Annotated in this window: 20 protein-coding genes; 15 read left to right on the top strand and 5 right to left on the bottom strand. The window is 70.8% G+C overall.

Annotation, left to right across the window (positions count from 1 at the left end; all coding sequences use genetic code 11):
- Positions 1-60 precede the first annotated feature (60 nt).
- From ACFVWW_RS01780 to ACFVWW_RS01750, 7 genes are all read left to right on the top strand, one after another.
- On the top strand, positions 61-1,584 hold the full coding sequence (locus ACFVWW_RS01780) for a sugar ABC transporter ATP-binding protein (protein WP_386875279.1): 1,524 nt from the start codon (positions 61-63) through the stop codon (positions 1,582-1,584).
- A complete protein-coding gene (locus ACFVWW_RS01775) occupies positions 1,581-2,630 on the top strand; it encodes an ABC transporter permease (protein ID WP_386875277.1) in 1,050 nt (349 codons plus the stop codon). The genes ACFVWW_RS01780 and ACFVWW_RS01775 overlap by 4 nt, the downstream gene beginning before the upstream one ends.
- Complete coding sequence (locus ACFVWW_RS01770) at positions 2,614-3,693, top strand: ABC transporter permease (protein WP_384181859.1); 1,080 nt, start codon at positions 2,614-2,616, stop codon at positions 3,691-3,693. The genes ACFVWW_RS01775 and ACFVWW_RS01770 overlap by 17 nt, the downstream gene beginning before the upstream one ends.
- Positions 3,694-3,752: 59 nt before the next feature.
- Entirely contained in the window at positions 3,753-4,838 is a 1,086-nt protein-coding gene (gene rhaS, locus ACFVWW_RS01765) for a rhamnose ABC transporter substrate-binding protein (RefSeq protein ID WP_384181857.1), read from the top strand.
- An 84-nt stretch (positions 4,839-4,922) separates the two neighbouring features.
- Positions 4,923-6,347, top strand: coding sequence for an arabinose isomerase (locus ACFVWW_RS01760; RefSeq protein WP_384327740.1), 1,425 nt, complete (start codon positions 4,923-4,925; stop codon positions 6,345-6,347).
- Positions 6,347-7,372 (top strand): LacI family DNA-binding transcriptional regulator, encoded by a 1,026-nt coding sequence (locus ACFVWW_RS01755; protein ID WP_386875274.1) that lies wholly within the window; start codon positions 6,347-6,349, stop codon positions 7,370-7,372. Before ACFVWW_RS01760 ends, ACFVWW_RS01755 begins: the two co-directional genes overlap by 1 nt.
- A gap of 183 nt (positions 7,373-7,555) precedes the next feature.
- Entirely contained in the window at positions 7,556-8,623 is a 1,068-nt protein-coding gene (locus ACFVWW_RS01750; RefSeq protein WP_386875273.1) for a glycoside hydrolase family 19 protein, read from the top strand.
- 103 nt (positions 8,624-8,726) lie between these two features.
- Here ACFVWW_RS01750 and ACFVWW_RS01745 read toward each other — a convergent pair whose 3' ends face one another.
- The 3 genes from ACFVWW_RS01745 to ACFVWW_RS01735 all read right to left on the bottom strand — a co-directional run bounded on the left by ACFVWW_RS01745 (position 8,727) and on the right by ACFVWW_RS01735 (position 10,677).
- Complete coding sequence (locus tag ACFVWW_RS01745) at positions 8,727-9,746, bottom strand: YihY/virulence factor BrkB family protein (RefSeq protein WP_386875271.1); 1,020 nt, start codon at positions 9,744-9,746, stop codon at positions 8,727-8,729.
- Between the two features lie 208 nt (positions 9,747-9,954).
- Positions 9,955-10,137, bottom strand: coding sequence for a hypothetical protein (locus ACFVWW_RS01740; protein WP_384182162.1), 183 nt, complete (start codon positions 10,135-10,137; stop codon positions 9,955-9,957).
- A gap of 33 nt (positions 10,138-10,170) precedes the next feature.
- Entirely contained in the window at positions 10,171-10,677 is a 507-nt protein-coding gene (locus ACFVWW_RS01735; protein WP_384181847.1) for an Asp23/Gls24 family envelope stress response protein, read from the bottom strand.
- 233 nt (positions 10,678-10,910) lie between these two features.
- On the opposite strand from ACFVWW_RS01735, the gene ACFVWW_RS01730 reads away from it, so the two are divergent.
- From ACFVWW_RS01730 to ACFVWW_RS01710, 5 genes are all read left to right on the top strand, one after another.
- A complete protein-coding gene (locus tag ACFVWW_RS01730; RefSeq protein WP_386875269.1) occupies positions 10,911-11,567 on the top strand; it encodes an RNA polymerase sigma factor in 657 nt (218 codons plus the stop codon).
- On the top strand, positions 11,558-12,268 hold the full coding sequence (locus ACFVWW_RS01725) for a hypothetical protein (protein WP_386875267.1): 711 nt from the start codon (positions 11,558-11,560) through the stop codon (positions 12,266-12,268). The genes ACFVWW_RS01730 and ACFVWW_RS01725 overlap by 10 nt, the downstream gene beginning before the upstream one ends.
- Positions 12,265-12,648: an Asp23/Gls24 family envelope stress response protein gene (locus ACFVWW_RS01720; RefSeq protein WP_386875265.1), complete on the top strand. Its 384-nt coding sequence runs from the start codon at positions 12,265-12,267 to the stop codon at positions 12,646-12,648. Before ACFVWW_RS01725 ends, ACFVWW_RS01720 begins: the two co-directional genes overlap by 4 nt.
- A 169-nt stretch (positions 12,649-12,817) precedes the next feature.
- Positions 12,818-13,267 carry a tyrosinase family oxidase copper chaperone gene (locus ACFVWW_RS01715; protein ID WP_386875263.1) on the top strand — a complete coding sequence of 150 codons (450 nt, stop codon included), beginning with the start codon at positions 12,818-12,820 and terminating at the stop codon, positions 13,265-13,267.
- A 20-nt stretch (positions 13,268-13,287) separates the two neighbouring features.
- Entirely contained in the window at positions 13,288-14,151 is an 864-nt protein-coding gene (locus tag ACFVWW_RS01710) for a tyrosinase family protein (protein ID WP_386875261.1), read from the top strand.
- 130 nt (positions 14,152-14,281) lie between these two features.
- Here the strand turns inward: ACFVWW_RS01710 and ACFVWW_RS01705 are convergent, their stop codons facing one another.
- Positions 14,282-14,578, bottom strand: a complete 297-nt coding sequence (locus tag ACFVWW_RS01705) for a chaplin (protein WP_384181837.1) — start codon at positions 14,576-14,578, stop codon at positions 14,282-14,284.
- A 240-nt stretch (positions 14,579-14,818) separates the two neighbouring features.
- Between ACFVWW_RS01705 and ACFVWW_RS01700 the strand changes: the two genes are divergently transcribed.
- A complete protein-coding gene (locus tag ACFVWW_RS01700; protein ID WP_384181835.1) occupies positions 14,819-15,664 on the top strand; it encodes an oxidoreductase in 846 nt (281 codons plus the stop codon).
- Positions 15,665-15,706: 42 nt separating this feature from the next.
- Positions 15,707-16,354, top strand: coding sequence for a TetR/AcrR family transcriptional regulator (locus ACFVWW_RS01695; protein ID WP_386875259.1), 648 nt, complete (start codon positions 15,707-15,709; stop codon positions 16,352-16,354).
- Positions 16,355-16,367: 13 nt separating this feature from the next.
- Here the strand turns inward: ACFVWW_RS01695 and ACFVWW_RS01690 are convergent, their stop codons facing one another.
- Positions 16,368-18,155 carry an ABC transporter ATP-binding protein gene (locus ACFVWW_RS01690; protein WP_384181831.1) on the bottom strand — a complete coding sequence of 596 codons (1,788 nt, stop codon included), beginning with the start codon at positions 18,153-18,155 and terminating at the stop codon, positions 16,368-16,370.
- 172 nt (positions 18,156-18,327) lie between these two features.
- On the opposite strand from ACFVWW_RS01690, the gene ACFVWW_RS01685 reads away from it, so the two are divergent.
- Complete coding sequence (locus ACFVWW_RS01685) at positions 18,328-19,998, top strand: SpoIIE family protein phosphatase (protein WP_386875257.1); 1,671 nt, start codon at positions 18,328-18,330, stop codon at positions 19,996-19,998.
- The last annotated feature ends 91 nt before the right edge of the window (positions 19,999-20,089 follow it).

Below are 20,089 nucleotides of genomic sequence, written 5' to 3'. Positions count from 1 at the left end.
CCTCATTGAAACCTTTCACGGCGGGTGGTGTCACCAGTTCACCGCTGCTGAGGAGCCCTCATGAACCAGCCCGCCACGGGCCCCGCCCCGGTCCTTGCCCTGAAGGAAGTGAGTAAGTCCTTCGGCGCCGTACGGGCGTTGCGGGACGTCTCCCTGCACCTGTTCCCCGGTGAGGCGCACGCCCTCGCCGGGGAGAACGGCGCGGGCAAGTCCACCCTGATCAAGACGCTCGCCGGGGTGCACAGGCCCGACGCGGGCGAGGTACTGCTCGACGGCAGGACCGTCGTCTTCCACGGCCCGGCCGACGCCCGCGACGCGGGCATCGCCGTCATCTACCAGGAGCCGACGCTCTTCCCCGATCTGTCGATCGCCGAGAACATCTTCATGGGGCGTCAGCCGAGGCGGTCCCTGGGCCGGATCGACCGGAAGGCCGTACGGGAGACGACCGCCGCGCTCATGAGACGGCTCGGCGTGGAGCTCGACCCGGACCGGCCGGCCCGTGGACTCTCCATCGCCGACCAGCAGATCGTCGAGATCGCCAAGGCGCTCTCCTTCGACGCGCGCGTCCTCATCATGGACGAGCCCACGGCGGCCCTGACGGGCAGTGAGACCGCCCGGCTGTTCTCCGTCGTACGGACCCTGCGCGCCGAGGGCGCCGCCGTCCTGTTCATCTCCCACCGGCTGGAGGAGATCTTCGCGCTCTGCCAGCGGGTCACCATCCTGCGCGACGGCCGCTGGATCTCCTCGCAGCCGCTGACCGGACTCACCGAGGACGACCTGGTCCGCGGGATGGTCGGCCGCGACCTCGGCGAGCTGTATCCCAAGCAGCGGGCAGCCGTGGGCGAGACGGCCCTGTCGGTGCGCCGGCTGACCCGCGAGGGCGTGTTCCGGGACATCTCGTTCGACGTACGGCGGGGCGAGATCGTCGCCCTGGCCGGGCTCGTCGGCGCGGGACGCAGCGAGGTGGTGCAGGCCGTCTTCGGCGTCGACCGGGCCGACGCCGGCGAGGTCGAGGTCAACGGGCGCAAGCTGCCCGCCGGTTCACCGACCGCGGCCATGGACGCCGGACTCGCGCTCGTCCCCGAGGACCGCAGGCAGCGCGGTCTGGTGATGGAGATGTCCATCGAGCGGAACATCGCCCTCACCGGCCTCGACCGGCTCGGCAGGGGCGGCCTGGTGCGCCGGGCCCTGGAGCGCGGCCGGGCCGCGGACTGGGCCGTACGCCTCCAGCTCAAGTACAACCGCCTCGCCGACCCCGTCGGGGTGCTCTCCGGCGGCAATCAGCAGAAGGTCGTCCTCGCCAAGTGGCTGGCCACCGAACCGGCCGTGCTCATCGTGGACGAACCCACCCGTGGCATCGACGTCGGCACCAAGGCGGAGGTGCACCGTCTGCTGTCCTCCCTGGCCGCCGAGGGACTCGCCGTCCTGATGATCTCCTCCGACCTCCCCGAGGTGCTGGGCATGGCCGACCGCGTACTCGTCATGCACGAGGGCCGGCTGACGGCCGAGATCCCCCGCGCCGAGGCCACCGAGGAATCGGTGATGGCGGCCGCCACCGGACGCGGCGAAAGGGCGGCGGCATGACCAGCCTGCTGGACAAGCCCACCACGACCACGAAGGACGAAGGATCGGCCCGCTCGCTCGTCGACGCCGTGTTCCGGGCCAGGGAGATCAGCATCGCCGGAGCGCTGGCGCTGCTCATCCTCGGCACCTGGATCTCCAACCCGCGCTTCCTCGACGACCAGGGCGTCAAGGACCTCCTCCTCAACGCCTCCATCCTGGTCCTGCTCGCCGTCGGCCAGTCCGTGGTCGTCATCACCCGCAACATCGACCTCTCGGTCGGCTCGGTCGTCGGGCTCTCCGCCTTCGCCTGCGGCAAGTTCGTCGCGGGGACCGACCACGGAGTCCTCACCGTCATGCTGCTGGGCATCGCCCTCGGCGTGCTCTGCGGGCTGGTCAGCGGCGCCCTGGTCAGCTTCGGCAGGGTACCGGCGCTCGTGGTGACCCTCGGGATGCTCTACATCATCCAGGGGCTGGACTACTGGTGGGCGCAGGGCGACCAGATCGGCGCCGCCGACGTCCCCGACCCGATCCTCGACCTGGGCAGCGGCAGCCTCCTCGGCATCCCCTATCTTCCGCTCATCGCCGTGCTCCTGCTTGCCGCCACCGCCTACTACCTGCGCGGCTACCGGTCGGGACGTGAGCTCTACGCGATCGGCTCCAACCCCGAGGCCGCCCGGCTCGCGGGCGTGCCGATCCGCCGCCGGATCCTTGGTGCGTACGCCTTCTCCGGCGCCGTGGCCGGGTTCGCCGGCGCGCTGTGGCTCGCCCGCTTCGGCACCGTCGTCGCGGACAACGCCCACGGCTGGGAACTCACCGTCGTCAGCGCCGTGGTCGTCGGCGGCGTCGCCATCACCGGCGGCACCGGCACGGTGTGGGGCGCGGCGCTCGGCGCGCTGCTGCTCACCACCATCGGCAGCGCGCTGGTCGTCCTGAAGGTCGACGCGTTCTGGCAGGGCGCCATCACCGGCGCACTGCTCCTCGCGGCCATCAGCGTCGACCGGATCGTGACCCTGCGGATGACAGCCGCACTGAGGAAGAGGAGCGCCCGACATGGGAATGGCGCCTGACACACAGACCGCGCCGGGGCCGCCGGCCAAGGCGCCGGCGCCCCGCGCCGCGACGGCCGGCGAGCTCGTCAGGGCTGTGGGCCTGCGCTGGGACACGGCGGTCGGCGCCCTGCTGGTGGCGGTCTTCGTCGTCGGTCTGGGCAGCACCGACGGCTTCGCGTCCGGCGAGAACCTCGCCTTCGCCTTCAACGACATCGCCGAAGTCGCCCTGATCGCCCTGCCCATGACCCTGCTGGTGGTGGCCGGCCAGGTCGATCTGTCCGTCGCCTCCATGCTGGGCCTCGGCAGCGCCCTGACCGGGGCGCTGTGGGAGGCCGGCTGGGCCTTCGAGATGATCGTGCCCGTGGTGCTGCTGGCCGGCGTCGCCGGCGGGCTCCTCAACGGCTGGCTGGTCACCCGCGTGGGCCTGCCCTCGCTCGCCGTCACCATCGGCACCCTCGCCCTCTACCGGGGCCTCGCCTCGGTCGCCCTGGGCAGCGACGCCGTCACCGACTTCCCCCAGACGTACGCCGACTGGGCCGTGGACACCACCACCATCCCCGGCACGTTCGTCACCTACCCCATCGCCCTGTTCCTCGTGCTGGCCGTGGCCACGGCCGTACTGCTGCACTCCACCGCCTTCGGACGGTCGCTGTTCGCCATCGGCGCGCAGGAGGAGGCCGCCTACTTCGCCGGGATCAGGGTCAAGCGCTTCAAACTGATCCTCTTCGTGGTCACCGGGCTGTTCTCCGCCTTCGCCGGCATCGTCTTCACCCTCCGGTACGGCAGCGCACGCGCCGACAACGGCCTCGGCTTCGAAATGCTCGTCATCGCCTCCGTACTGCTCGGCGGCGTGGACTTCGACGGCGGCAAGGGCACGCTCTTCGGCGCGGTCGCCGGTGTGCTGCTCATCGGAGTCCTCAAGAACCTGCTCACGCTGAACGATGTGCCGAACGAGGTCCAGGTCATCGTGACCGGGCTGCTGCTCGTCGCCTCCGTCCTCACCCCGCGGGTCATCACCACCGTGGCCGAACGCCGCCACCGGCGCGCCGCGAACACGTCCCCGCCGTCCGACGCGTCCTGAGTTCCCCGAGCACCCGCTCCTGAGCACCCGCCCCGAGCCTCGCGAAAGGTCCACCCCCCATGACGATCCTCAGCCCTGCCCGGCGCCGCGCGTCAGCAACCGCCGCCACCGCCTGCGCCCTCGCCGTCGCACTCACCGCCTGCTCCGGCACCACCAAGGACAGCGCGAAGAAGGACACCTCGAAGGCGGGCACCGCCGCCAAGGCCGACCCGGGCGCACCCCTCAAGAAGGGCCTCAAGCTCGCCTTCCTGCCCAAGCAGATCAACAATCCGTACGAGAAGATCGTCGACGAGGCCGGCATCGCCGCCGCCAAGGAGTACGGCGGAACCGGCAAGGAGGTCGGCCCCTCCGACGCGAGCGCGTCCTCCCAGGTCTCGTACATCAACACCCTCATCCAGCAGCGCCAGGACGCGATCCTGATCGCGGCCAACGACCCGAACGCGGTGTGCGGCCCGCTCAAGCAGGCCATGAAGAAGGACATCAAGGTCGTCGCGTACGACTCCGACACCGCCAAGGACTGCCGGCAGCTGTTCATCAACCAGGCCAGCTCCGAGGAGATCGGCCGCAGCCTCGTCCAGCACCTGGGCGAACAGATCGGCTACCAGGGCAAGATCGCCATTCTCTCCGCCACCCAGAACGCCACGAACCAGAACACCTGGATCGAGTTCATGAAGGACGAGCTGAAGCAGCCCACGTACAAGAACATGCAGCTCGTGAAGGTCGCGTACGGGGACGACGCCGACCAGAAGTCCTTCCAGCAGACCCAGGGCCTGCTGCAGGCGTACCCCGACCTCAAGGGCATCATCTCGCCCACCACCGTCGGTATCGCGGCCGCCGCCCGTTACCTCAGCGACTCCTCGTACCAGGGCAAAGTCGTCCTCAACGGCCTGGGCACCCCGAACCAGATGCGCAAGTACGTCAAGGACGGCACCGTCGAGCAGTTCTCCCTGTGGAACCCCGAGGAGCTCGGCTACCTGGGCTCGTACGCGGCCGCGGCCCTGGCCTCCGGCCAGATCACCGGCGCCGAGGGCGAGAAGTTCAAGGCGGGCAAGCTCGGTGAGTACACCGTCGGCAAGGACGGCGAGGTCATCCTCGGCGAGCCGACCGTCTTCGACAAGAAGAACATCGACACGTTCGACTTCTGAGCGGGGCCCTGCGCAACGCGTCCGCTTCCCGCGGGCGCTGTCGGAGTCCGGCTCCCGTGCCGCCTCACCCCTTACGGAGCCGCCATGACCGTCCGTACCCCCGCTGTCGCCCGCAAGCCCAGGATCGGCCTTGTCGCCGGGGGACTGGGTGCCTACTGGCCCCAGTTCCCCGACCTCCTCCCGCAGCTCCGGCGGTCCGCCGCCCGGGTCACCGAGCGCATGCGGGAGTTCGACGCCGAGGTGGTCGACGTCGGCTTCATTTCCGACGCGCAGGAGGGCGCCGAGGCCGCCGAGAGGCTGCGCGCCGCCGACTGCGATCTGATCGTCGGCTTCCTCACCACCTATATGACGGCCACGATGCTCGTGCCCGTCGCGCGGCGCAGCGGCGCGCCCGTGCTGCTGGTCAACCTTCAGCCGACCCCGTCGATGGACCACGCGTCCTTCGACACCGGACAGTGGCTGGCGTACTGCGGCGCCTGTCCGCTGCCGGAGATGGCCAACGCCTTCGAACGGGTCGGCGTGCCCTTCCGCTCCGTCTCCGGACATCTGGAGGACGAGCGCGCCTGGGATCGCATCGGCCGCTGGATCCGCGCCGCCGGGGTCCGCGCGGTGCTGCGCGGTGGCCGGCACGGCCTGATGGGGCATCTCTACCCCGGTATGTACGACGTCTCCACCGACCTCACCATGGTCCCCGGCAACCTCGGCGGCCATGTGGAGGTCCTCGAATTCGACGATCTCCGGGTACGGGTCGACCAGGTAGGGGACAGCGAACTCACGGCGAAACTCGACGAGACGCGCGAGGTGTTCGAACTCGCCGATTCCGTGGTCGAGGACGACCTCCGGTGGGCCGCGCGCGTCGCCGTCGGCCTCGACCGGCTCGTCTCCGACTTCGACCTCGACTCCCTCGCGTACTACCACCGCGGGCTGGACGGCGAGATCCATGAACGGCTCGGCGCGGGCATGATCCTCGGCTCCTCGCTGCTGACCGCCCGGGGGATCCCGGCCTGTGGTGAGTACGAACTCCGTACGTCACTGGCCATGCTCATCGCCGACCGCCTCGGCGCCGGCGGCTCGTTCACCGAACTGCAGGCACTGGACTTCACGGCCGGCGTCGTCGAGATGGGCCACGACGGCCCGGGCCACCTCGCCATCAGCGAACGCAAGCCGCTGCTGCGCGGACTCGGTGTCTACCACGGCAAGCGCGGCTGGGGGGTCTCCGTCGAGTTCGACGTACGGCACGGACCCGTCACCCTCGTCGGACTCGGGCAGAGCCGCGACGGCCGGTACCGTCTGGTCGCCGCCGAGGGCGAGGTCGTGGCAGGACCGCTGCTGAGGATCGGCAACACCACCTCCCGCGTCGACTTCGGCTGCGACCCGGGGGAGTGGACCGACGCCTGGAGCGCCAGCGGTGTCGGCCATCACTGGGCCCTGGCCACCGGCGCGCTGCTGCCGGAGCTGCGCGCTCTGGCCGGCCTGACCGGCCTGGATCTCGTGGAAGTCGCCGTCTGATGCGTCGCCCGGTGGGGATCAAGGACGTGGCGGGCGCGGCCGGTGTCTCGGTGGGCACCGTCTCGAATGTGATCAACCGACCCGAGTCCGTCACCGAAGAGACCCGCCGGCGCGTCCTGTCCACCATCGAACGGCTCGGCTATGTGCGCAGCGAGTCCGCGCGTCAGCTGCGCGGGGGCCGCAGCCGCATTCTGGCCATGCTCGTCCTCGACATGGCCAACCCCTTCTTCGTGGACGTGGCCTCGGGCGCGGAGCGCTCCGCGCGCGCCGTCGGGCTGGGCGTGATGCTGTGCAACAGCGCGGAGAGCCCGGCGGAGGAGGCCACGTACCTCACGATGTTCTCCGAGCAGCAGGTACGGGGCGTGCTCGTCACCCCGGCGGACATGAGCGGCCGCAATCTCGACGCGTTCCGGCGCCACGGCATCCCCTTTGTCTTCGTCGATCGCATCGTGCCCAGCGCGGACGGCTGTTCGGTCTCCGTCGACGATGTGGCGGGCGGCTCCCTGGCCGTGCGCCATCTGCTGCGGCGCGGGTGCCACGACATCGTGTACGTCAGCGGTCCGATGCATCTGGCGCAGTGCCAGGACCGCCGCGCGGGCGCGCTTCTCGCCCTCGCGGAAGCGGGACTGCCGCCGCGGGCGCTGCGGCAGGTCGAGGCCGCGCGCCTCGATGTCGTCGCGGGCCGGGACGCCGGGGCACGGCTGCTCGGCATGGCGGCCCGGCCGAGCGCGGTGTTCTGCGCCAACGACCTGCTGGCTCTCGGTGTGCTGCAGACCCTCTACCACGCGGGGATACGGGTGCCCGAGGATGTCGCGCTCGTCGGCTACGACGACATCGAGTTCGCCTCCGCCGCCGCCGTACCGCTGACGTCGGTGCGCCAGCCGGCCTTCCAACTCGGCGCGGCCGCAGCCGATCTGCTCATCGAGGAGACCGGGGACGGAGCCGGCGGGCACGAACACCGGCGGATCGTGCTACAGCCCGAACTCGTGGTCCGCGCCTCCACGCTCTCGCGTCCGCACCACTGACGGCCGGAAGCACCCCGATTGATACCCGGAAGCACCCCGATGGCCGGTATGCCGTGGTCCGGGTGGACGCCCAACTCCGCCACTTGGTCTAGACCTTGACAGCTGTGCGGGATTCCGGTTTGGTTCCCTCACCCCCCATGTCGGCCAGCGGCTCTCCGCCGGCCGCGCGAAGGAGTGAGTCGTTTGAGACAGCGCGTCCTGGCACTGCTCACGGCGATGGTTTCGGCCCTCGCCCTCGCGATATTCCTGCCCGCCTCTTCCGCCTCCGCAGCCACCTGCGCCTCCGGCTGGAACGCGTCCGCCGTCTACACCGGCGGCACCACCGCCTCGTACAACGGTCACAACTGGTCCGCGAAATGGTGGACACAAGGGGAGACCCCCGGCGCCACCGATGTCTGGGCCGACCAGGGAAGCTGTGACGGCTCCACCCCCGGCGGCGGCTCCGGCGCCTGTGACTACCCGGCCTGGGCCGCGGGCCGGTCGTATGTCACCGGCGACATCGTCAAGTACACCGACGGCAAGTTCTACCAGGCCGAACACGACAACCCGGGCTATGACCCGGTCATCAGCACCTGGTACTGGGAGCCGTACACCTGCAGTGGCACGCCGCCGACCGACCCGCCGCCGCAGGGTGGATTCGTGGTCAGCGAGGGCCAGTTCAACCAGATGTTCCCCGGCCGGAACTCCTTCTACTCCTACAGCGGGCTGACCGCCGCCCTGAGCGCCTACCCGGGCTTCGCGAACACCGGCAGCGACACGGTCAAGCGCCAGGAGGCCGCCGCCTTCCTGGCCAACGTCAGCCATGAGACCGGCGGACTGGTCCACATCGTCGAGCAGAACACGGCCAACTACCCGCACTACTGCGACGCGTCGCAGTCGTACGGCTGCCCCGCGGGCCAGGCCGCGTACTACGGCCGCGGACCGATCCAGCTGAGCTGGAACTTCAACTACAAGGCGGCCGGCGACGCCCTGGGCATCGACCTGCTCCGCAACCCCAACCTCGTGCAGAACGACTCGGCCGTGGCCTGGAAGACGGCCCTCTGGTACTGGAACACCCAGACCGGCCCCGGCACGATGACCCCGCACAACGCCATGGTCAACAGCCGCGGCTTCGGGGAGACCATCCGGAGCATCAACGGCAGCATCGAATGCAACGGTGGCAACCCCGGACAGGTGCAGAGCCGGATCAACAGCTACCAGAGCTTCACGCAGATCCTCGGGACCACTCCCGGGTCCAATCTGAGCTGCTGACCGACCGAGGACGACGTGCCGGGTGCCCGTGCCCGGCACGCGCGGCCGGGCCGATGACCTGCGTGCCGTACGGCGCGGGTCGTCGGCCCGGTCCGTACGTGGATCAGCCGGCGTGCCGGCCGGCGGACGCCGGGCGTGCCTGTGCGGTCGAGCGCCCCGCGGGCGGTGGCGGTACGGACACGCGGTCGCCGCTCCGGTCCGCCTTTCCCCTGGCGAGCTCGGCGTTGAACTGGGCCCCGGCCAGGAGCGAGAGGTTGGTGACCCAGAGCCAGACGAGGAACACGATGACACCGGCGAGCGAACCGTAGAGCCGGTTGTACGTGCCGGCGTGCGCCGTGTAGAGCGCGAAGCCGGCGGACGTGAGCAGCCAGAGCGCGACCGCCAGGATCCCACCGGGCAGGGAGCGCCGCAGCCGGCGTGTCCCGGGCGGACCCGTACGGAACACGATGAGCACCAGGACCGCGGCCAGCGCCAGCAGCAGCGGCCACTTCAGCCCGCTCCACACCAGCGTCACCGCGCTGCTCATCCCCAGCATCCGGCCCAGCGAGGCCGCTGCCTCGCCGGTCAGTACGAGAGTGAAGGCGCTGGTCACGAGCAGCGCGAGCAGGGCGCAGGCGGTGATCGCGATCCGCGGCGCGGTACGCCACGGCGGCCGGTGGTCGACGGCGCCGTTCATGGTGTGCAGGGCCCGGCGGAACACGCCGAGATAGCTGGAGGCCGACCACAGCGCGCCGACGGCGCCGAACGACGCCAGCAGCCAGGCCGCCGAGCGCTGCTCCGCCATCTCCTGCAGCGCGCTGTGCACCAGGACCTGGGACTGCGCCGGGACGAGGGCTGTGACCTGGTTGGCGAGCTTGCCGCTGGCGTCGGGACCGGCGAGGCCGATGGAACACACCGTGACGAGCAGCGCCGGGAAGATCGCCAGGACCGCGTAGTAGGTGAGAGCGGCGGCCCGGTCCGTGGCGTCGTCCCGCCACAGCGCGAGCGGCGTACGGCGCAGCGCGCCGGTCAGCCGCTCGCCCCGGCGCGGGCCGGACTGCCCGCGCCGCTCCTCGGGGTTCCGTCCTTCGGGGTCCGCACCGCGCTGCGGCGAGCCTGTGGGTCCGGGGTCCTCGGCGGACACGGTTCCTCCTGCGTTCTGTGTGGTCAGCGGTCTGTGCTCCGCCGGCCCGGCCCTACCTTGCCTCATCGCATCGGCGGACCCGACCCGCACCGCCGCGCTACAGACCCTGTACCCCGTCCTGGCGTCCGCAGGGCCCCGGAGCCTTACGAACCGGAGCCTTACGAACCGGAGCCCTGCGAACCGGAGCCCTGCGGGAGAGAACCCGCGGTCACCTGCGCCTGCGCTCCGGCGGCCACAGATAGTCACGCAGCCTGCCGTGGTCGGCGAGCCGGCCCACGACAAAACCCACCGCGCCGAGCGCGGCCACCAGCAGGAACGCCCCGAACCCGCCGAACCAGCCCGCGAAGCCCAGCGCCATACCGGCGATCAGGCCCACCACAGCTGTGTTCATCATTCACCTCATATCGCCTCATGCCGATCGGAGCTATTCGACGCGTCCCTCGCCACCGCTCGACTCGTCGTCGTCCTCCGGTACGTGTACGTCGTCGATGCTGACGTTCACCTCCACGACCTCCAGGCCCGTGGTCCGCTCGACCGCGGCGATCACGTTCTCCCGTACGTCACGGGACGCCTCGGTGATCGGTACGCCGTACTCCACCACCAGATCCAGATCGATGGCGGTCTGGCGCTCGCCGACCTCGACCTTGACGCCGCGTCCGGCATTGGAGCGCCCGCCGGGCACCCGGTCCCGTACGGCGCCCATGGTGCGGGACAGCCCGCCGCCCATGTCGTACACACCGGGGATGTCCCGGGCCGCCATGCCCGCGATCTTCACGACCACGACATCCGCGATGGAGGTCCTGCCGCGCGTGGCGGCCGGTTCGTCGGCGCCCACGGATCCGGCGCCGAGCGTGGTGGAATGCGCGGCGGCGTCGCGCTGCCCGCTCCCGGCCTTCTTCGCGCCGGTACGCATCTCCTGGGTCGCTGTCATGGCACAGCCTCCTGACTTCTCCGTCCGGTCGCCCTGCTCTCGGGGGACTCTCACTTTCTTGGACCCGGTATCCGGTGATTCGTCACGCGGCGTCCGGCACCTTTCTCCGCTCGCGCGCCGGAACGGGCACCGGAGGGTTCATGCGTGACGATGGACCGTCCCTGGTGTCCAAGGGGCAGGGACGGCAGGCGCAGCGAAGCGTGTCGGGGAGGGGTGTCGAGAGGAGTCGGTGAGTGCCCGGTCACGGGAAACAGCTGTCAGCGCGCGCACCGGACCGGGGCTTGAACCTGGACCTGGACCGGGACCGGCGCGGCCAGGACCTGTACCAGGACGTGGACCGGTACCAGGACTGGTCCGACGACGGGCTGCTGGCCGTACGCGCGGGCGAGGGCGACGAGGAAGCGTTCGAGACGCTGGTGCGCCGGCACGGCCCGGTCATGCTCCGGCTGGCGACGCGCCTGCTCGGCAGCCGTACCGAGGCCGAGGACGCGGTGCAGGAAGCCTTTGTGAAGGCCTGGCGCAAACTGCCCGAATTCCGTGGCGAATCCGCCTTCAGGACCTGGATGTACCGGATCGTCACCAACCGGTGCCTCAACCAGCTGCGCGCTCGCCACCCGGCGACCGACCTCGAATCGGTGCCGGAACCGGCCGCGCCCGACCCCGAGTCCTCACCCGTACGCGTGGCCGAGTCCCATGCGGCCGGCCGTGAGCTGGCCGCGGCGATGGGCGGACTCTCCCCCGAACAGCGTGTCTGCTGGGTCCTGCGGGAGCTGCACGGAATGTCGTACGAGAACATCGCGGAGACGGTCGGAATCAGCCTGCAGGCGGTCCGCGGCCGGGTTTTCCGAGCACGCCGCTACCTGACGGAGGCGATGAGCGCATGGCGCTGAACGCGCGGTCCGGCCGCCCCGGGGAGACGCCTGGGGCCGAAGTGACGGCCGACGAGGAACTGCTGCCCTGCGGCCGTGAACTGAGCGCCGTCTGGGAGGCAGGGGACACCGGACGGGCCGCCGACGACCCGCACATGTCCGACTGCCCGCACTGCACCGCCGCGCTGGCCGACCTGGCGGCGCTGGACGAGGCCGTACGCCACGCGCGCGACTCCGCCGACCCCGATCCGGCCGGACCGACCGATCTGACCGGTCGCATCATGGACATCGTCCGCCTGGAGCTGCGCCCCGGCAGGACCCTGCCGCTCGGCGACCCGGACGAGGACGCGTGGATCGTGGAGGCGGCGGTGGCCCGTACCTTCCGCGCCGTCGCCGAGTCCCTGCCGGGGGTACGGGCGGGCAGCTGCCGGATCGGTCCGCCGGACCCGCCCGGTGGCCGGGACACGGCCATGACTCGGGCGGGTCCGGGAATCCGGGGGCCGGTCCGCGTCCGGCTGGACGTCGCCGCCGCGCCCCACCGCTCACTCCCGGAGCTGGCCGAGACGGTCCGCGCCCGCGTGGCCGAGGCGGCGCGGGACGCCATCGGTATCGAGGTGGAATCCATCGATGTGACCGTCGTCGACCTACTCGACGCCGAGTACGACGACTTCGCCGAGTACACCGACGACGGCCACGACGGCCAGGACCGGAGGTACCGGTGAGAGGGAACGGAATCCAGGAAGAACTGGCCCTGGCGGCCGCCGACGCCGCCCAGCAGGTCCCGGGGGTGGCCTTCCTGCGGCCGGGACTCGCCGATCTGCTCCGCGCCTCCGCCGGCTCGCGCGCCGGACGCCTCCGTACCAGGTCCATCACCGCGACCGCCCGCGCCGGCCACGGCAGCCGGCCCCCGGGCGTACACGTCTCACCGACGGCCGGCCCGGCGCGGTGGCACATCGACATCCAGCTGGTCGCGCGGACGGCCTACCGCAGCGTCGAGGTGACCCGGGCCGTCCGGGAGGCGGTCGAGGCCGTGGCCACCGGCGTCCTGCCGGAACCGGACCACCCGGTACGGATCACGGTGACCGTCACCGGCATCGTCTGAATCGCCCATCAGGGCCTCGACTGTTCGTCTGTCGGAGAACTGTTTGGCCGGCGTCTCGTTGTCCCGGTCGGGGGCAGCGGCCGGTCTCTTGTGTCCTCATCGCACAACCGGATCCCCTGCCCCGTCCAGCACCGACGAGCGGAGGTCCTTCATGCGAGGCGGAACCCCGGTGGAACCGAGACGTCATTTCCTGCGTGCGGTGTTCACCTTCGGTGTGGTCGCGGGCACCGCGACCGCACTGGCCCCCATCCTCGGTGCCCGCCGGGCGGCGCCCGAGGCCGGGGGAGCGGTACCCGGCGCGGACGACAAGCCGGGCGGCGGCGCCGTCGACGAGATGTACCGCGGACGCCATATCCAGGTCGCGGTACCGGACGCCGCCGCCGCGTCCCGTGCGGCCACCTCGTCCGCCGCGGCTGTCCCCCCGCTGTCGCCCTCGTCCGCCGTCGACATCCGGATCGACGGCCGCCCCCTGCAGGTGATGCGGCGGGCCGACGGCAGTTATCTCAGCGTGGTCAACCACTACGAGTCGTTCCCGACCCCGCTCGAAGTGGCCCGCGCGGCGGTCGACGACCTCGACGGCGCTCAGCTGTCGCTCTCCGGACCGAACCACCACATCTGACCGAGGGAGGAGCTTCACCGGTGTACACCAGAAAGAACCAGCGCGATCTCAGCGGCGCCGAGAGGAAGAGGTTCGTCAGCGCCGTCCTGGAGCTCAAACGCCGGGGCGAGTACGAGGACTTCGTCCGGCTGCACATCCAGTACTACGTCTCCGACGCGAAGGGCGGAGCGCGTGCCGGGCACATGGCCCCGTCGTTCCTGCCCTGGCACCGGCGGTTCCTGCTGGAGTTCGAGGGGGCTCTTCAGCGGGTGGATCCGGGGGTGAGCGTGCCGTACTGGGACTGGACGACCGACAACACGCCGGCCGCCGCGCTGTGGTCCGACGACTTCCTCGGCGGGAACGGCCGCTCGCGCGACCAGCAGGTCACGACGGGTCCTTTCGCCTATCAGACGGGGAACTGGACGATCACGAGCAGTGTCACGGAGGACAGATACCTCGCCCGCAACTTCGGCCGCCCGGCCGCGCCGATCTCGCTGCCCAGCAAGGCCGAGCTGGCCGCGGCGATGAAGCAGAAGGTGTACGACGCGGCTCCGTGGGACTCGACCGTCACCACCGGCTTCCGTAACCGGCTCGAGGGCTGGACGTCCGGCGGACAGGCCCGCTGGCGCAATCACAACCGCGTGCACCGCTGGGTCGGCGGGCACATGCTGGGCGCGGCGTCGCCCAACGACCCGGTCTTCTGGCTCCATCACGCCTTTGTCGACCTGCTCTGGGACCGCTGGCAGCGCAGGCACCCGAAGGCGGCCGGCTACCTGCCGCGGAGAAAGCTGCGCGCCGGTGATCCGCAGCGTGGCCGGGCGATCAGCCTGAAGGAACCGATGCCGCCGTGGAACGTCAAGCCGTCCCAGCTCCTTGATCACCGGGGACTGTACCGGTACGTCTGACCTGCCGCGCCGGGCGAGCTGCCGGCGCCTACCGGCTCGGCACGCGCGACGGCCTCCCGCGCGGAAACGCGGGAGGCCGTCACTCAGCGGAATCGCGCGGCCCCCGAGGCCGCGCATCTCACTCCCGCGATCAGCCGCCGTAGCCGCCCTGGTGCGCGGCCTGCTGTCCCCCGGCCTGCTCCTGGACCGAGATGTTGGCGCACTTGCTGCCGAACGCCGGGTTGAGCAGACCGGTCACGTTGACGGTGTTGCCACAGAGATTGACCGGGGTGCTCACCGGGGACTGGTGCAGGTTGCCGGACAGGACACCGGGCGAGCCGATGGCCGCACCCTCGGCGCCGGCGTCAGCGGCAGCCATACCGGCGCCACCGGCCAGCACGGCGCCCGTGCCGACGAGAACGGCAGCTGCCTTCGCGATACGCAACATCAAGTTTCTCCTTGAACGTTTTGAGCACGGCCGCACGATGTGCGGCCTTCACGCACGTTCAACGCCGTGACTCACGCTCGGTAACGGACAACCTGGCAATGGATCTCGGATCGCCCGGATCTCCACCCGCGGAAAGCCCGCTGACGGTCAGGGCTCATGAGCGCCGCCGTGTTAGCTTTAAATGAGAGGCTGCCTATCGCTTGGCCCGGCCGTGGTCAGGCGGACTCGGGGAGGCCGGACATGACACAGACATGGCTCATCACCGGCAGCTCGCGCGGATTCGGACGTGAGCTGGCCGAGGCCGTACTCGAATCCGGGGACAACGTCGTCGCGACGGCCCGCCGGCCGGAACAGCTCGGCCCCCTGGTGGAGAAATACGGAGAGCGTGTCCGCGCGGCCGCGCTCGATGTCACCGACGCCGCGGCCGCCCGCGCCGCCGTGCGGCTGGCGCTCGACGCGTTCGGCGGGCTCGACGTCGTCGTCAACAACGCCGGTTACGCCAACTCCGCCCCCATCGAGGAGATGCCGGACGACGACTTCCGCGCCCAGATCGAGACGAATCTGTTCGGCGTCGTGAATGTCACCAGGGCGGCCCTGCCCGTGCTGCGCAAGCAGCGGTCGGGCCGCTTCATCCAGTTCTCGTCGGTCGGCGGACGCGTCGGCGGCACCCCGGGGATGGGCGCCTACCAGACCGCGAAATTCGCGGTCGAGGGCTTCTCGGAGGTCCTCAACAACGAGGTGAAGCCACTCGGGATCAAGGTCACCATCGTGGAGCCCGGCGCGTTCCGCACCGACTGGCAGGGATCGTCCATGCACCGCGCCGAGGTGGGCGAGGACTACGACGGGACCGTCGGTGTGATCAACCGCTTCCGTGACTCCACGGACGGCGCCCAGCCGGGAGACCCGGCCCGCGCGGCCCGCGTCATCACCGAGGTCGCCCGTCTCGACGCACCGCCGCTGCGGCTGCTGCTCGGCTCCGACGCGGTCGAATTCGCCGAGACGTCGTCCGAGGGCCGGGCCCGGGAAACCCACGCGTGGGCCGAGGTGAGCCGGTCCACGGACTTCCCCGGCGACGAGCAGCGGTGACGTAAGGTCCCCACGAACGAGGGAACGAGCGAGGTTCGAGGGATGGTCACGGACGACAGCGACCGGGTGCGGCAGCCGCGCGAGCGCCCGGCCCTTCGGCGGGACGCCGCCGAGAACCGTACGCGGATGCTCGCGGCGGCAGCCCGGGCCTTCGCCGAACACGGCCTCGCCGCCGGCATGGAGGACATCGCGCGGCTCGCGGGCGTCGGACCCGCGACGCTCTACCGCCGCTTCCCCACCAAGGACCTGCTGGTCTCCGAACTGGTCGCCGCCTTCTACGACAAGCTTGTCGTGCTGGCCGACGAGGCGTCAGAACAGCCGCCCGGCACGGGACTTGAGCTGTTTCTGCGCGCCGTCGGCCGGCACATCGCCAACAGCCGCGGATTCCTTCCGCGCACCTGGGGCGAGTGCGCCCGGCCGGAACAGGAGCGGCGGCTGCGCGAGCTGACCACCGGCCTGCTCGTCGAGGCGCAGCAGGCCGGTCTGGTCAATGATCAGCTCACCCTCACCGATGTCGGGATGATCGTCTGGGGGATGCGCGGCGTCATAGAGACGACGGGCTCGATCGCCCCCGACGCCTGGCAGCGCCATCTCGACCTCGTGATGGCGGGGCTGCGCGCCGAACGCGTCGCCTTCTCCCAGCCACCCCTGAACACCCGGCAGATGGACCGCGTGGTGACCCGCGGATAGCCGCCGCCGACCGTCATCCCAGCCGCCGCGGCTGGAGGGTCGTGGCGTACGCGCCGCCCCGCGCCAGCAACTCATGATGGCTGCCCGCCTCGATGACGCGGCCCTGCTCCATCACGATGATGCGGTCCGCGCTCTGGATGGTGGACAGCCGGTGTGCGACCACGAACACCGTCCGGCCCTGGACGAGACGGGACAGCGCGTCCTGGATCAGCCCCTCCGATCTGTTGTCGAGCGCGGAGGTCGCCTCGTCGAGCACCAGAATGCGGGGATCCCTGATCAGCGCCCTGGCGATGGCCAGCCGCTGCCGCTGGCCGCCCGACAGCCGGGCGCCGCGCTGTCCCACCACCGTGTCGAGCCCGTCGGGCAGACGCTCCACGAACTCCATCGCGTTGGCCGCGTGCAGCGCGTCCCGCAGCGCGGTCTCGTCGGCGCCGCCCTCCAGGCCGTACGTGACGTTCTCCCGGATGGTCCCCTCGAAGAGGATCGACTCCTGCGGTACGACGGACAGGAAGCGCCGGTAGGTGCGCAGGTCCAGCGACGCCATGTCCGCGCCGTCGAGCAGAATGCGCCCCTCGGTGGGCCGGATGAAACCGATCAGCAGATTCAGGATCGTGGACTTGCCCGCGCCCGACGCGCCGACCAGGGCCACGGTCTCGCCCGGCCGCACGGACAGATCGAACCCGCGCACCGAGTGCTCCGTCGCGTCGGGGTAACGGAAGCCCATCTCCTGGAAGTCGATGCGCCCCTCGATACGGTCGACGGATGTCTTGCCCTCGTTGCTCTCCAGGTCGGGCGCCTGGAGCACCTCACCGATCGAACGAACCGACTCCAGGCCCTTGGAGATGATCGGGGTGAGATTCATCAGCGTCATCACCGAGGCGGTCAGTGCGGTGAAGAACGTACTGATCATGACGACGTCACCCGCCGAGATGCCCAGCCAGCCGTAGTACGCGACGATCGCCGAGCCCGACAGACAGCCCACCGCCATGGTGTTGAGCAGAATCCAGGAGAGCGATCCGAACCGGCCGTTGAGCACGTCGAGCCGGAATCCGGCGGTGAGCACCCGCTCCAGCGTGCCGTCGACGCGATGCAGCGCGGTCCGCTCCAGACCGTGGGCGCGGGTGATCGGTATGAGGGTGGTCATCTCGCCGACCCGTGAGGAGAGCCGCTCGATCTCCATCCGGAACTCCTCGTTGTTGGTCCGGATACGGGAGCGCAGCCGGCGCACCAGCAGCGCCGCCAGCGGGACGACGACCAGGAACACCGGCAGCACCACGGGGGTCCGGAACCCGATCACCGCCAGACCGCCGAGCAGCGTCATGATGGCGCCCAGACCCATGTCGGCGCTCTGCTGGGTCATCTGCTCCACCGCCTCGACGTCCCGTACGACCTTGGTCTGCAGGACGCCCGCGCTGACCCGGGCGTGATAGCCGATGGACAGGTACTGCATCCGGCGGCAGAGCGCGGACCGCAGCTCCCGGCCCATGCGGCGGATGCTGGAGCTCATCAGGCGTGCGTACAGCAGCGCCAGCGGGAAATTGAGGATCAGGACGAACACCACGGCCCCGGTGTTGTACCAGAGCTCGGCGACCGGCCGGTGATCCACGACCACATCGATGATGTTGGCCGTGATCAGCGGGAGCAGCCAGACCGGAATGTGCTTGACGGCGAACACCGCGACGGCGAGAGCCAGCCTGCGGCGGTCGGGACGGAAGAGGTAGGCGAGGGTGCGGAGCGGGTGCTCCCCGGAGTAGTGGTGATCCAGCGGACTGGGACGCGGGACGGATTCGGGTTTCTGCATGGAGAGCGAAGTCCTCTTTCGGCAGCGATCACACGCTCGATGTGCAGACACGCAGTCTCCTCCGCGCCGTCCGCCACCGGAAGCGCTTTCCACAGCGCGAGACGGCGGGCTCCGGCGCCGCCGGGGGTTCCTCCGAGGAGTGGACCGGGCCGATCGGTGAGATGGTGGCTGCATGGCTGATCGGGGTGGACCTCCGGCTGCCGTACCGCTGCCGGACGACTGGCCCGCCCATCCGGACCTGAGCCTCGCGCTCAACCGCATGGGCAGCTTCGACTGGGACATCGACAGCGGCCTGCTCTCTCTGGACCCGCCCGCCCTGGACGTCCTCGACCTGCGCCCCGAGGAGTACGACGGCGATCCGCTCGCCCTCGCCCACCGGCTGCCGCGATGCGAGGCGGCGCGGCTGAAGACCCTGGTGGCGCGGGCGCTCAAGGACGGCACGACCGCCCTCGGCGCGTACTTCCGCGTCAGCCGCCGCGACGGATCACCGCACTGGACCCACGCCCAGGCGCACATCCGGCACGACGGAGTGGGACGGCCCCACCGGATCATCGGCATCGTACGGAGCGCCGAGCAGGAGCTGACCGAGGTCGCCGGCAGGAGCGGGCTGGCCGAGGGGCGGCGCAGGCTGACCGGCGTGGTGCAGCGGACCACCGCCCTGCTGGCCCACGCCGGGTCCGTCGAGGACGTCACCAATGTCCTGAAGGACGAGCAGGCGCTCGGGCATCTCGGAGCGGTGAGCGTGATGCTGGGCGTGGTCGAGGGCGGGCGGATCCGGCTGGTCACCGAGGGACGCTCCGCGGCGTACGTACCCGAGCTGCGCTACACGAGGATCGACGCGCAGTTCCCGATGAGCGAGGCGATACGCACCCAGCGGCCCCGCTTCATCACCTCGCGGGAGGAATTCCGGTCCGCCTACCCGCTGCTCTGGCCCCATGTCGAACCGCTGTCCGTCGCCTCCGGCGCCTATCTGCCACTGATCGTCCAGTCCCGGCCGATCGGCGTACTCGGTCTGCTCTATCCACGGCACGGCGACTTCTCCGGCGAGGAACGCGATCTGCTGGTCACGCTGGGCACCAGCATCGCGCAGAGCCTGCAACGGGCCATGCTCTACGAGCAGGAGCACGATCTCGCCGAGGGACTCCAGCAGGCGATGCTCCCGCGGCACATCCCCGAGATCCCCGGCGCGCGGACCGCCGTCCGCTACCGCTCGGCGCGTTTCGGCCGGAGCGTCGGCGGCGACTGGTACGACGTGCTCCCGCTGCCCGGCGGCCGGGTCGGACTGACGATCGGTGATGTCCAGGGCCATGACACCGACGCGGCAGTGGTCATGGGGCAGTTGCGCATGGCGCTCTGGGCGTACACGGCCGAGGAGCACCCGCCCGCGACCGCGCTGGCCCGCGCCTCGGTCCTGCTGCACGAGCTGGACACCGACCGCTTCGCGACCTGTACGTACGTGGAGGCGGACCTGACGACCGGGGAACTGCTGATCGTACGCGCCGGGCATCTCGACCCGCTGCTGCGTCATGCCGACGGGACCTGCGACTGGCTCCCGGTGGCCGGCGGGCTGCCGCTCGGACTCTCTGCGGAGTTCGCGGGCCCCGGCGGGATCAGCTATCCGGTGACCACCGCGACGCTCGGTCCCGGCGAGACCCTGCTGCTGTGCACCGACGGACTGGTGGAGCAGCCCGGTACCGATCTGGGCGACCGGCTCCAGGTGCTCAAGGAGGCCGTACGGTCGGGCCCGGCAGGACTGGGAGAACTCGCGGACCGGCTCTTCGACGTGCTGGGGGAGCAGGTCGGCGAGGACGACATGGCCCTGCTGCTCCTGGGCCGGGACTGACCCGCGCGCCGACACGGCGGCCGGCGCCCGGGCACGGCCGGCACACCGGGGGCTCCCACCGTGTCACCGCGTGTTCTCCCCGGCGTTTCCC

Origin of the sequence: Streptomyces sp. NPDC058198 (assembly GCF_042882605.1) — a bacterium.
Taxonomy (GTDB): Bacteria; Actinomycetota; Actinomycetes; order Streptomycetales; family Streptomycetaceae; genus Streptomyces.
This window is presented reverse-complemented; position numbering and strand designations above follow the sequence as displayed.

Coding starts and splice junctions, on each gene's coding strand:
- ACFVWW_RS01705 (WP_384181837.1), bottom strand. CDS start 14,578: ATGTTGCGTATCGCGAAGGCAGCTGCCGTTCTCGTCGGCACGGGCGCC.
- ACFVWW_RS01755 (WP_386875274.1), top strand. CDS start 6,347: ATGCGTCGCCCGGTGGGGATCAAGGACGTGGCGGGCGCGGCCGGTGTC.
- ACFVWW_RS01775 (WP_386875277.1), top strand. CDS start 1,581: ATGACCAGCCTGCTGGACAAGCCCACCACGACCACGAAGGACGAAGGA.
- rhaS (WP_384181857.1), top strand. CDS start 3,753: ATGACGATCCTCAGCCCTGCCCGGCGCCGCGCGTCAGCAACCGCCGCC.
- ACFVWW_RS01695 (WP_386875259.1), top strand. CDS start 15,707: ATGGTCACGGACGACAGCGACCGGGTGCGGCAGCCGCGCGAGCGCCCG.
- ACFVWW_RS01740 (WP_384182162.1), bottom strand. CDS start 10,137: ATGAACACAGCTGTGGTGGGCCTGATCGCCGGTATGGCGCTGGGCTTC.
- ACFVWW_RS01770 (WP_384181859.1), top strand. CDS start 2,614: ATGGGAATGGCGCCTGACACACAGACCGCGCCGGGGCCGCCGGCCAAG.
- ACFVWW_RS01690 (WP_384181831.1), bottom strand. CDS start 18,155: ATGCAGAAACCCGAATCCGTCCCGCGTCCCAGTCCGCTGGATCACCAC.
- ACFVWW_RS01700 (WP_384181835.1), top strand. CDS start 14,819: ATGACACAGACATGGCTCATCACCGGCAGCTCGCGCGGATTCGGACGT.
- ACFVWW_RS01760 (WP_384327740.1), top strand. CDS start 4,923: ATGACCGTCCGTACCCCCGCTGTCGCCCGCAAGCCCAGGATCGGCCTT.
- ACFVWW_RS01685 (WP_386875257.1), top strand. CDS start 18,328: ATGGCTGATCGGGGTGGACCTCCGGCTGCCGTACCGCTGCCGGACGAC.
- ACFVWW_RS01725 (WP_386875267.1), top strand. CDS start 11,558: ATGGCGCTGAACGCGCGGTCCGGCCGCCCCGGGGAGACGCCTGGGGCC.
- ACFVWW_RS01780 (WP_386875279.1), top strand. CDS start 61: ATGAACCAGCCCGCCACGGGCCCCGCCCCGGTCCTTGCCCTGAAGGAA.
- ACFVWW_RS01735 (WP_384181847.1), bottom strand. CDS start 10,677: ATGACAGCGACCCAGGAGATGCGTACCGGCGCGAAGAAGGCCGGGAGC.